At 64.4% G+C, this 11,445-nt stretch carries 8 protein-coding genes; 2 read left to right on the top strand and 6 right to left on the bottom strand.

What is annotated here, in order from left to right; genetic code table 11:
* Positions 1 to 156: 156 nt before the first annotated feature.
* The 6 genes from WBG82_RS08965 to WBG82_RS08940 all read right to left on the bottom strand — a co-directional run bounded on the left by WBG82_RS08965 (position 157) and on the right by WBG82_RS08940 (position 8,672).
* A complete protein-coding gene (locus WBG82_RS08965; protein ID WP_424423935.1) occupies positions 157 to 1,212 on the bottom strand; it encodes a pentapeptide repeat-containing protein in 1,056 nt (351 codons plus the stop codon).
* 286 nt (positions 1,213 to 1,498) lie between these two features.
* Positions 1,499 to 3,748 (bottom strand): 3-hydroxyacyl-CoA dehydrogenase NAD-binding domain-containing protein, encoded by a 2,250-nt coding sequence (locus tag WBG82_RS08960; RefSeq protein ID WP_424423932.1) that lies wholly within the window; start codon positions 3,746 to 3,748, stop codon positions 1,499 to 1,501.
* A gap of 9 nt (positions 3,749 to 3,757) precedes the next feature.
* Complete coding sequence (locus tag WBG82_RS08955) at positions 3,758 to 4,963, bottom strand: acetyl-CoA C-acetyltransferase (RefSeq protein ID WP_424423929.1); 1,206 nt, start codon at positions 4,961 to 4,963, stop codon at positions 3,758 to 3,760.
* 132 nt (positions 4,964 to 5,095) lie between these two features.
* Complete coding sequence (locus tag WBG82_RS08950; protein ID WP_424423927.1) at positions 5,096 to 6,253, bottom strand: acyl-CoA dehydrogenase family protein; 1,158 nt, start codon at positions 6,251 to 6,253, stop codon at positions 5,096 to 5,098.
* Between the two features lie 67 nt (positions 6,254 to 6,320).
* On the bottom strand, positions 6,321 to 8,111 hold the full coding sequence (locus WBG82_RS08945; protein ID WP_424423925.1) for an acyl-CoA dehydrogenase C-terminal domain-containing protein: 1,791 nt from the start codon (positions 8,109 to 8,111) through the stop codon (positions 6,321 to 6,323).
* A 36-nt stretch (positions 8,112 to 8,147) separates the two neighbouring features.
* Positions 8,148 to 8,672 (bottom strand): MerR family transcriptional regulator, encoded by a 525-nt coding sequence (locus WBG82_RS08940; RefSeq protein WP_424423922.1) that lies wholly within the window; start codon positions 8,670 to 8,672, stop codon positions 8,148 to 8,150.
* A gap of 251 nt (positions 8,673 to 8,923) precedes the next feature.
* Here WBG82_RS08940 and WBG82_RS08935 point away from each other — a divergent pair, with 251 nt between their 5' ends.
* Positions 8,924 to 9,484: a CAP domain-containing protein gene (locus WBG82_RS08935; RefSeq protein WP_424423920.1), complete on the top strand. Its 561-nt coding sequence runs from the start codon at positions 8,924 to 8,926 to the stop codon at positions 9,482 to 9,484.
* A 204-nt stretch (positions 9,485 to 9,688) separates the two neighbouring features.
* Positions 9,689 to 11,445: hypothetical protein (locus WBG82_RS08930; protein WP_424423918.1), on the top strand; the 1,757-nt coding region annotated here is incomplete at its 3' end.

The following is an 11,445-nucleotide window of genomic DNA, read 5'->3' as shown; positions in this document are numbered from 1 at the left end:
AATAATGACGATGGCGCCCCGATCGGAAATGGCGGCCTCGGCTTCACCGGAGGCAGGAGCGAGCAATCGGGCAGCGGTTTCGAGTTCCAGGCGAGAGCCGAGGGCGGGCTCGGCTACAATGTCATGGTGACGAAGAAGGTGCTCACCTGGTAGCGCCTATTCGCGCCGCGTCGCCAGCGTGGTTCCGACAAGCGTTCCGATGAGGGCGTCGTCCTGGCGGGCCTCGCGCAGGTCGGCGCCACGCAGATCGGCGCCGCGCAGATCCGCCCCCCTGAGATTTGCCCGCACGAGCACGGCGCCGCGCAGATCGGCGGCCGCGAGAATGGTGCCGGACAGGTTGGCATCCGACAGAATGGCCCGCTCGAACTTCGCCCCGGCCAGAATGCGCCCCGAAAGATCGAAGCCCGCGAGATACATTTCGGAGAAATCGGCGCGAAGGCCCTGCCGCCGGTCCGACTGAATCCACAGCAGATGGTCGTTGAGAATCTGCTCGAGCCGGGCGGCGAGCGGCGCCTTGCGGGCCTTCTTCGCGCCCAAAACGGAATCGGCGTGTTTCGCGGTCGCGTCATCCATGATCGCCGCGCGCAAGTCCGCATCGGTGAGATTGGCCCTCTGCAGCGAAACATCGACGAGCTTCGCGCCGGAGAAATTGGAATCGCGCAGATCGGCGCCCTGCATGTTGACGCCGCTCAGTTCCGCGCCCTCGAAGCTCGCGCCCGCGAGCTTCGCATCCGCGAGGTTGGTGCCGCGAAGATTGGCATTGCGGAAGCTCGATATGCTTTGCTTCAACGAGCTTTCCTTGCCGTGGCGGAAGACAACGCCAAGTCCGAGATCGGCGCCATCGAGCGTCGCGGCACTGAGCTCGGCGCCGTCGAACTGGGCGCCGCGCAGATCGGCGCCGGTGAAATTGGTGCGGGTGAGGTTCGCGCGATCGAAGCAGGCGCTGAAGAGATCGGCATCGACGAAACGCGCATCCTCAAGATCCGCGCCCGTGAAGTCGCAATTGACGAACTGGCCTTCGGAAAAATTCAGGTTGCGAATGTCGAGGCCCGACAGGTCGCAATCCTTCAGATGCACGCGCCAGCCATTGGGCTTGCGCAGGAGAAAGCGCTGGTGAAGCTCCGCGATCTTGCCGATGAGGTCCTGGGGAATTCGCATCTGCTCGATGACCTTGCGCGGCGAGCGCGAGGAAACCGGCTCAAGCGCCGTCAAGACACGACCCTTTGGCGAAATGTTGGACATTGTGGAGGGACCCAGAAAGCCACCGACTACATACAGACATGTATGCGGCACCAGTCCCTTAAACGCGGATAAGATCCGCCTGCCCTTTTTACTAAAAATTTAAATGCAGCGGCGGAGTCCCGCTCTTTTTCCGCGGCGGGGCGCATGACTGCACAATGAGGTGCAATTTTCATTTCAGTCGAGCCCGGCGGCACCTCGCGGCCACGGGCGGGAAGGTCCCGGCTCCCTCATGGCGAGGGAGCCGGAACGCCTCATCTCATGCGGCGGCCTTCTGGGGCGCGAAGCGCGCATAGAAGGTGTCGCCCTTCTCGGCCATGTCGCGCAGAAGCTTCGTCGGCTTGAAGCGTTCGCCGTATTTCTGGGCGAGCTTGTCGCAGGTGTCGACGAACTCCTTTGCACCCACCATGTCGATGAGCGAGAGCGGACCGCCGGTCCAGGGCGCGAAGCCCCAGCCGAGGATCGCGCCGACATCGGCATCGCGCACGTCGGTGACGACGCCTTCCTCGAAGCAGCGCGCGGCCTCGAGCGACTGGATGTAGAGGAAGCGCTTCTTCAGCTCCTCGACATCGACGTCCTCGATGTCCTTGTGCGTGCCCGCGATATCGGCGAGGCCCGGCCACAGCTTCTTCTTGCCATCGGCCGGATAGTCGTAGAAGCCCTTGGCGGCCTTCTTGCCGACGCGGCCAAGCTCGATGACCATCTTCTCGACGATCTTGTCGGCCGGGCCCGCGACGTATTTGTCGCCAAGGTCCTTCTTCGTCTGCTCACGGACCTTGTAGGCCAGATCGAGCGATACCTCGTCATTGAGCGCCAGAGGCGGCATCGGCATGCCGGTCGTGCGGCCGACATTCTCGATGATCGCGGGCTTGATGCCCTCGGCGAGCATGGCAAGGCCCTCGCCGACATAGGTGCCGAAGCAGCGCGAGGTGTAGAAGCCGCGGCTGTCATTGACGACGATCGGCGTCTTCCTGATCTGCTTCACATAGTCCATCGCCTTCGCCAGCGTTTCCTGGCTGGTGCGCTTGCCCATGATGATCTCGACGAGCTGCATCTTGTCGACGGGCGAGAAGAAGTGGATGCCGATGAAGTTCTCCTGATGCTTCGCGGCTTCAGCAAGACCCGTGATCGGCAGCGTCGAGGTGTTCGAGCCGTAGATGCCGCCTTCGGCGAGCATGGGCTCGGACTTCTTCGTCACATCGGCCTTGATGTCGCGATTCTCGAACACGGCCTCGATGACGAGATCGGCGCCCTTGAGATCGTCATAGCTCGTCGTCGGCTTGATGCGGGCGAGAAGCGCGTCGGCCTTCTCCTGCGTCGTCCTGCCCTTTTCGAGCTGCTTGGCGAGGAGCTTCTCGGAATAGGCCTTGCCCTTTTCGGCGTTCGCCTGATCGGTGTCGAGAAGCACGACCTCCATGCCGGCCTGCGCCGACACATAGGCGATGCCCGCACCCATCATGCCCGCGCCGAGAATGCCGAGCTTCTTCACCTTGAAGTCCGGAACGCCGGCCGGACGGCGCGCGCCCTTGCCCAGTTCCTGCATCGAGAGGAAGAGCGAGCGGATCATCGCCTTGGAGCGCGGGTCCATCAGGAGCTTCGTGAAGTAGCGCGTCTCGATGCGGAGTCCCGCCTCGATCGGCACCTGAAGCCCTTCATAGACGCAGGACATGATGTACTGCTGCGCCGGGAAATTGCCATGCGTGGTCTTGTGGAGCGTGGCATTGCCGATGGTGAAGGTCTGGCCGGCCTTGCCGTCATGCGGGCCGCCGCCCGGAACGCGATAGCCTTCCCGGTCCCAGGGCTGAATGGCGATCGGGCAGACTTCCGGGCCCTTCTTGCCATGCTTCACTTTCGGCTGCGCGAGCCCTTCCTTGAGCCAGGCCTTCGCCGCGCTCAGAAGTTCGGCAGCGGGAACGACCTTGCTCACGATGCCGGCCTTCAGCGCCTTTTGCGGATCGAGCGCCGTGCCCTGAAGGATGAGCGGCAGGGCCGCCGCCGCACCGATCAGACGCGGCAGGCGCTGCGTGCCGCCGCCGCCCGGCAGAAGACCGACCTTCGCCTCGGGAAGCCCGATCTGCGTCTTCGGATTGTCGGCCGCGATGCGATAATGGCAGGCGAGCGTCACTTCGAGGCCGCCGCCAAGCGCCGTGCCGTTGATGGCGGCGACGATCGGCTTGCCGCAGGTCTCGAGGCGGCGGAGCAGCATGTTGAAGTGCAGATTGCCTTCATACATCGCCTTGACGCGCTCTTCCCTGGAGCCGCCGCCGGAGCCGCCGCCCGCCTGACCGCCCATCATGGAGAGATCGGCGCCGGCGCAGAAGGCGTCCTTGCCCGAGGTGAGGATGGCGCCCTGGATCTTCTCGTCGGAAACGATCGCCTCGATGATCGCGGCCATGTCGGCCATGGAGCTCTGCGAGAGCACGTTCATCGAACGGTTGGGCATGTCCCAGGTGACGAGCGCGATGCCGTCGCCATCGACCTCGAATTTGAAGTTTTCGTAAGTGGTCATGTTGTTACCTCAGACGCGCTCGATGATGGTGGCCGTGCCCATGCCCGCGCCGACGCAGAGCGTGATGAGGGCCGTGTTGAGATTGCGGCGTTCGAGTTCGTCGAGAACCGTGCCGAGGATCATGCCGCCGGTCGCGCCGAGCGGATGGCCCATGGCGATGGCGCCGCCATTGACGTTCATCTTCTCATGCGGAATGTCGAGCGACTGCATCATGCGCAGAACGACCGAGGCGAAGGCTTCGTTGAGCTCGTAGAGGTCGATGTCCTCCGGGCGCATGCCGGCCTTCTTCAGCGCCTTGCGCGAAACATCGGCGGGGCCCGTCAGCATGATGCAGGGTTCCGAGCCGATCGACGCCATGGCGCGGATGCGGGCGCGGGGCTTCAAGCCCATGGCCTTGCCGGTGTCGAGATTGCCGACGAGAACGGCGGACGCGCCATCGACGATGCCCGAGGAATTGCCTGCATGGTGGACGTGGATGATCTCCTCGACTTCGGGGTAGCGCTCGAGCGCCACGCCGTCGAAGGCGAATTCGCCGATGCCGGCGAAGGAAGGCTGGAGCGCGGCGAGCGACTGCATCGTCGCGTCGGGGCGCATGTGCTCGTCATGGTCGAGAATGGTGAGGCCGTTGATGTCTCTCACCGGGATGACCGACTTGCTGAAGTAGCCCTTCTCCCAGGCATTGGCCGCGCGCTTCTGGCTTTCGACGGCATAGGCGTCGACATCGGCGCGCGAGAAGCCGTATTTCGTCGCGACGAGATCGGCGCCGATGCCCTGCGGCGTGAAGTAGGACTTGAACGCGATCTGCGGATCGGTCGACCAGGAGCCGCCCGAGGCGCCCATGCCGACGCGCGACATCGATTCAACGCCGCCGCCGATCGCCATGTCGGCTTCGCCCGACATGACCTTGGCCGCCGCCATGTTGGTCGCCTCGAGGCCGGAGGCGCAGAACCGGTTGATCTGCACGCCCGCCGTCGTCTGCGCGTAGTCGGCATTGAGCACCGCGATGCGCGCGATGTCGCCGCCCTGCTCGCCCACCGGATCGACGCAGCCGAAGACCACGTCGTCGACGCGCGAGGTGTCGAGATTGTTGCGATCCCGGATCGCCTTCAGAACCTGGGTGCCGAGTTCGAGCGCCGTCACCTCATGCAGCGCCCCGTCCTTCTTGCCCTTGCCGCGCGGTGTGCGCACGGCGTCATAGACATAAGCGTCGGTCATTTTCGTCTCCCTGAGAGAGGTTGCGTTTGTAGCTCCCCTCACCCCGGCCCTCTCCCCGGAGGGGGAGAGGGAGAAGGACTTGGCCCGGCCCCTCTCCTCCTTTGGGGAGAGGGTCGGGATGAGGGGCCTTTATTAGAGCGTGCGCGCGATCAGCATTTTCATGATCTCGTTGGTGCCGCCATAAATCTTCTGGATGCGCGCGTCCGTGTACATTTGCGCGATCGGATATTCCATCATGTAGCCGTAGCCGCCGAAGAACTGGAGGCAGGTGTCCACGATTTCGCACTGCTTCTGCGTCGTCCACCACTTCGCCATGGCAGCGGTCGTCGGATCGAGCTTGCCTTCGAGAAGCTTCATCGCGCAGTCGTCGGTGAAGACGCGCGCGATCGCCGCCTCGGTCTTGCATTCGGCAAGCCTGAACTGGGTGTTCTGGAAATCGAGGATCGACTTGCCGAAGGCCTTGCGCTCCTTCGTGTAGGCGGCGGTGACCTCAACGGCCTTTTCCATGGCGACGCAGGCCTGAACCGCGATGATGAGACGCTCCTGCGGAAGCTGCTGCATGAGCTGGATGAAGCCCTTGCCTTCTTCCGTGCCGAGAAGGTTCGAAGTCGGCACCTTCACGTCGTCGAAGAAGAGTTCCGAGGTGTCCTGAGCGTGCTGGCCGATCTTGTCGAGGTTGCGGCCGCGGCGGAAGCCTTCGACCTCATCCGTCTCGACCATGATGAGCGAGGTGCCCTTGGCGCCGGCCGCGGGATCCGTCTTCGCCACGACGCAGATGAGCGTCGCCTGCTGGCCGTTGGTGATGAAGGTCTTCTGGCCGTTGATGACGTACTGGTTGCCGACCTTCTTCGCCGTGGTCCGCACGCCCTGAAGATCGGAGCCCGTGCCCGGCTCGGTCATGGCGATGGCGGCGACCATCTCGCCCGTCGCCATCTTGGGCAGCCACTTCTTCTTCTGCTCCTCGGTGCCATAGGCCTCGATGTAGTGGGCGACGATGCCCGAATGCACCGAATTGCCGAAACCCGCCACGCCCGCGCGGCCCTGCTCCTGGGCGATGACCATTTCATGCGCGAAGGAACCACCACCGCCGCCATATTCCTCGGAAATCGAGGCGCAAAGAATTCCGGCTTCGCCCGCCTTGTTCCAGGCATCGCGATCGACATGGCCCTGCTTGTTCCAGCGCTCGGAATGAGGCGCGAATTCCTTTTCGTAGAACTTGCGCACGGAGCTCTCGAGGATCTCCAGCTCTTCCGTCATCCAAGGCGACTTGTAGCCCGCGATCATTTCCATCTGTCCTGTCTTCCTTCCCTGTATTTACCAACCCCGAAGGGGCCTTTTCTTTTGATTGGCGGCGCCATCAGAACTCGTCGGCGCCGAATGCCATGAGCGGCGCGGCGCCGATGCGAATACGCTCGAGATAAAGCGCCGTTTCCGGCGCGACCCGCTCCACATAATAGAGGCCGGTCTTGAGCTTCGTTTCATAGAAGCTCCTGTCTTCTGCCGCGCCGTCGAGCTTCTCGAGCGCGGCCTTCGCCATCAGCGACCACATGAAAGTGACGGCCGTGACGCCGAAGAGATGGAGATAGTCGGTCGAACCCGCGCCGGCATTGTCCGGGTTCTGAAGGGCGTTTTCCATGAACCACATGGTCGCCGCCTCGAGATCCTTGCGCGCAGCCGAAAGCGCAGCCGCGAAGGGCGCGAGCTTTTCGATTTTTCCGGCTTCCGCCAGGAAATCGTCGACGCGCTTGAAAAAGGCGAAGACCGCGCGCCCGCCATTCGCGGCGAGCTTGCGGCCGACAAGATCGAGCGCCTGAATGCCGTTCGCGCCTTCATAGATCATGGCGATGCGGGCATCGCGGACGAACTGGGCGAGCCCGTTCTCCTCGATATAGCCATGCCCGCCATAGACCTGCTGCGCCTCGACGGCATTGGCAAATCCGCGATCGGTGAGATGCGCCTTCACCACCGGGGTGAGGAGCGCCATCATGTCGTCCGCGAATTCGCGCATGGCCGCGTCGTCCGACGCATGAGAGAGATCGCCCTGCAAGGCCGTCCAGACGAGAAGCGCGCGCGCGCCTTCGTTGAACGCCTTGGCGTTGAGCAACATGCGGCGCACATCGGGGTGAACGAGGATCGGATCGGCAGGCTTGTCGGCGGCCTTCGGCCCCGTGAGCGAACGGCCCTGAAGCCGCTCCTTCGCATAGGCGACGGCGTTCTGATAGGCGGCTTCGGACTGCGAAAGCCCCTGAAGCCCGACGCCGAGCCGCGCTTCGTTCATCATGGTGAACATGGCGCGCATGCCCTTGTTCTCTTCGCCGACGAGGAAACCTGTCGCCTCGTCATAGTTGAGCACGCAGGTGGCGTTGCCGTGGATGCCCATCTTGTTCTCGAGCGCACCGCAGGACACGCCATTGCGCGCGCCGAGGCTGCCATCCTCCTTCAGGAGAAACTTGGGCACGAGGAAAAGCGAAATGCCCTTGATGCCCTGCGGCGCGCCTTCGATGCGCGCGAGCACGAGGTGGAGGATGTTGTCGGCAAGATCGTGTTCGCCGGCCGAGATGAAGATCTTGGTGCCGGTGATCTTGTAGCTTCCGTCCGCCTGCGGAACGGCCTTTGTGCGCAGAAGGCCGAGATCGGTGCCGCAATGGGGCTCCGTCAGGTTCATCGTGCCGGTCCACTCGCCGGAGACGAGCTTCGGCAGATAGGTCTTCTTCTGCTCCTCGGTGCCGTGGTGCAGGAGCGCGGAATAGGCGCCATGCGAAAGGCCCGGATACATGCCGAAGGCCATGTTGGCCGAGGACACCATCTCGTTGAAGATGACGCCGAGCGCGTTCGGCAATCCCTGTCCGCCAAAGGCGGGGTCGGCGACGAGCGCCGGCCAGCCGCCTTCGACAAGCGTCCTGTAGGCTTCCCTGAAGCCCCTCGGCGTCGTCACCACGCCGTTCTCGAGCTTGCAGCCCTCCCTGTCGCCGATCTGGTTCAGGGGTTGCAGCACTTCTTCCGAAAGTTTCGCCGCTTCATCGAGGATCGCATCCACGACATCGAGCGGCGCATCCCTGAATCCGGGAAGCGCCGCATATTGCGACATGTTGAAAGCCTCGTGCAGGAGGAAGCGATACTCCCGCAATGGAGCCTTGTAGACCGGCATTATGTCCTCGCGTTGAAGAGCGCGACGGCAAAAAGGTCAGGCCGTCGCCGATGAAGCTGATTGCTGGAGGCGGACTTCACCCTTGGCGACACGGGGGCGCTTCTTCGCATCCACAAGCGCCTGCGCCATCTGCTTCTGGAGAACGCCTTCGAGCCGCTCGCAGCTTTCCTGAAGCGTCCTGATCTGAAGATCGATTTCCTTGCGCTGCGCCTCGAGGCTCGCGATGCGGCGCTTGAACTTATCGATGGCGACGCGGTTCTGCGTCTCGCATCCGTCCTCGAGATCGTAGAGGCTCAGTATCTCCTTGATCTCGGAAAGCGCAAGGCCGACATTCCGTCCACGGACGATGAGAAGGAGACGCGCACGGTCGCGCGGGTGATAAATGCGGGTCTGCCCCTGGCGCTCGGGCTTGAGAAGCCCCTTGTCCTCATAGAAGCGGATCGCGCGCGTGGTCAGACTGAATTCCTCGGCAAGCTGCGTGATCGAATAGGTGACGCCGACGGCATGAGCCGGCTCGGCGCCCACGGTGATGGCCTGCGGCCCCTCAAACTGCTGCTCCATGAACCTCTCCTGTTTCCCCATTGACCGGGCGGGAGGCGACGAACAAATCGCAGCCCCGCGGCAAGCCCGGCGTCATTCGTCTGGCGGTGTCCCGCCTTATTTTGTGATGACAGCGGGGACGTTAATTGACGTTGACGTAAGCGTCAAGGCCTCCGGCGACATTGCCGCGCGCCCCTCGACTTGCTCTAGTGCTGCCATCGCGACGCGGGCCGGCGCTGGGGCGGGACCGGGTCGGGGAAGACGAGGAATCGATGACGATGCTTTTCCGTTCGGGGTTCGTCCTTGCGCTGAGCCTTCTGCTCGCGGCCTGCGCCACGAGCCGCGATCCCGTGGCTCCGCCCCCGCCGACCCGGGTCAACATCGCCTCGCTTCCGGCCGCCGCCAGCGCCGCCGCGCGCACAAACGACCCGCTGGAGCGGGCGCTTTTCGCTGCCGTCAACGACTACCGGGCGAAGATCGGCGCGCCGCCGCTCGCGCGGGACAGCGTCCTCGAACGCGCGGCCGCCGTTCACAGCGCGGACATGGCGCTGAGAAATTTCTTCGGGCACTTCAACCCGGACGGCCAGGGCCCCAAGGAGCGTGTGCTGGCCGTGTCGTCGCAATTCAAGGGCCGGATCGCCGAAAACCTTTCCATGGTGGAGGGCATGAAGCGGCGAACGACGGAGCAGATCGCCGAGATCATGCTCAGGGGCTGGATCAACAGCCCGTCCCACCGGAAGAATCTGCGGAATGCGGACTATGTCCGCACCGGCATCGGCATCGCGCGCCACGGCGACGCGATCTATGCGACGCAGCTCTATGCCGGGCCGTAAGACCGTGCGGGAACGCGCCTTTTTGCCCGGTTAACCCGATATTTACCGACATTGACGTTTTATGGACCCGTTCCGTGGCCCGGCCGCGAGAACCCCTGGGCCCAGTGCCGCCCATGCAAACGGGCCCCGGCGGGGCGGGCGTCTCGTCGCGAAAGATGCGCTGGCCTATACTAACCAAAAGGGTTAAGGGGCTTAGTGATTCGGATGAGATCGGGTGTACCGTGGAGCGTAAAGGGCATAGAGCCCGAAGCGCGCGAAGCTGCCAAACAGGCGGCTCATCGTGCCGGTGTCACGCTTGGCGCCTGGCTCAATCAGATCATCATGGATGCGGGGACGGACGAAGTCGGCAAGCCGACGGGCGAGCCGAGAGCGGCCCAGCCGCAATCAGGCTTCGCGCAGCCCGCCTTTCACCAGCCCGTGCCGCAGTTCTCGGCCGGTCCGGCGCAGATCGACATGACCCCGGTTGCCGAGGCCATGCGCGACATCGTGCAGCGTGTCGAGACTAGCGAGCGGCGTACAGCGGACCTCGCGCGGCGGCTTGAACAATCGGTCGGCCAGCTCGCCGAGCGGCTGGAATATTCGGAGCGTGCGATGGAGCAATCTTCCGAAGCCGGCATGATCGACCCACTCGAGCGCAAGATACAGCAGCTCGCCGAGAGGCTCGAGGAAACAGAGCGGAGCCGCGGCGCGCGCCGCCCGGACGACAAGGCGATCCAGACGCTTGAAAAGGCGGTGACCGCCGTCGTCGATCATCTCGACACGGCGGAGCGCCGCACCGACGACTCGCTTGCGGAGATCAGGCAGGCGCTCTCCCAGCTCACGAACCGCGTCGATGAACGCGACGAGGAAAAGGAGCGCGAGGCGGAGCTTGCCCGCGCGCGCGCGGTCGAAAACCATCTGCAAACGCTCGCGTCCCGGCTGGAGAAGATGGAACACTCCGTCGGCGGCATCGGGCCTCAGGCGGTGGAGGCCGCGATGAAGGCGATCGCGGAAAAATCCGACGCCGAACAGCACAAGGCCACTATCGCCGGCCTCCAGAGCAATCTCGCCGAGATCACGCAGCGCCTCGAGCGCGCCGAGAGCCGGACGGAAGAAACGCTCAAGGCCTTCGAGAAGACGGTGGCAAGCATCGCGCGGCGGCTGGAGGATATGGACCGCCCCCGCAATGACGCGCTGCCCGAGGCCATGCGCGTCATCGAAAGCCGCATCGAGCAGATGGCGGACCGCCTGCAGCAGAACGAGGACATGACGGCGCAGGCCGCGCAGTCGATCGAGCGCGCGATCGCCGGCATGTCGGACAATCTTCACGTGACCGAGAACCGCTCGCGCGAGACGGTCGAGTCGCTCCATGTGATGCTCGAACGCATGACCGAGCGGCTCGCGAAGCTCGAGCAGGACGCGAAGGCTCAGCGGTCGAACCCCGTCCTGCCGCCGCAGATCTCGACGGGCTATGGCGCCGGAAACGGCTTCGTGCCTTCCGGGCAGCCCTTCGCCGTTCCGAATTTCGACATGCCCCCTTCGGCCGCCTTCGGCGGCGCGACGGGCGGCCTCCTGAACAATCCCCAAGGCAGCCCGTTGAGCAACCCATTGGGCAATCCGTTGGGCAGCCCCTTCGGCGACGAGCCCGGCATGGCCGGGTTCCGCAACCCGTTCGCCGATATGGAGACACCGGGCTCCCTTCCCCCGGCGCCGCCGCCTTCGCAGTCCCTCGCGCAGCCCGTGCCGGAACTTGCGGGCGATGTGCCGCCGCCCTTCGCTGTCCATGGCGAGGAGACGCGGCGCGAGCCGACACTCGATATTCGCGGCGCGGATGCGGAGGAAGCTCCCGAGAGCGCCGGCGAACCGGAAATGAGCAACCCCGCCGCCGAGACGGCGCGTGCCGCCAATGATTTCCTCGCCGCCGCCCGCCGCGCGGCGCAGGCCGCCGCCCAGGCAGGGCGCTCGGGCCCGCAGCCCATGCT

This window comes from Parvibaculum sp., assembly GCF_049671045.1.
Taxonomy (GTDB): domain Bacteria; phylum Pseudomonadota; class Alphaproteobacteria; order Parvibaculales; family Parvibaculaceae; genus Parvibaculum.
This window is presented reverse-complemented; position numbering and strand designations above follow the sequence as displayed.

Excerpts from the sequence above, each read along its gene's own strand:
- WBG82_RS08960 (WP_424423932.1), bottom strand. The coding sequence starts at position 3,748 with ATGACCACTTACGAAAACTTCAAATTCGAGGTCGATGGCGACGGCATC.
- WBG82_RS08955 (WP_424423929.1), bottom strand. The coding sequence starts at position 4,963 with ATGACCGACGCTTATGTCTATGACGCCGTGCGCACACCGCGCGGCAAG.
- WBG82_RS08950 (WP_424423927.1), bottom strand. The coding sequence starts at position 6,253 with ATGGAAATGATCGCGGGCTACAAGTCGCCTTGGATGACGGAAGAGCTG.
- WBG82_RS08945 (WP_424423925.1), bottom strand. The coding sequence starts at position 8,111 with ATGCCGGTCTACAAGGCTCCATTGCGGGAGTATCGCTTCCTCCTGCAC.
- WBG82_RS08940 (WP_424423922.1), bottom strand. The coding sequence starts at position 8,672 with ATGGAGCAGCAGTTTGAGGGGCCGCAGGCCATCACCGTGGGCGCCGAG.
- WBG82_RS08935 (WP_424423920.1), top strand. The coding sequence starts at position 8,924 with ATGACGATGCTTTTCCGTTCGGGGTTCGTCCTTGCGCTGAGCCTTCTG.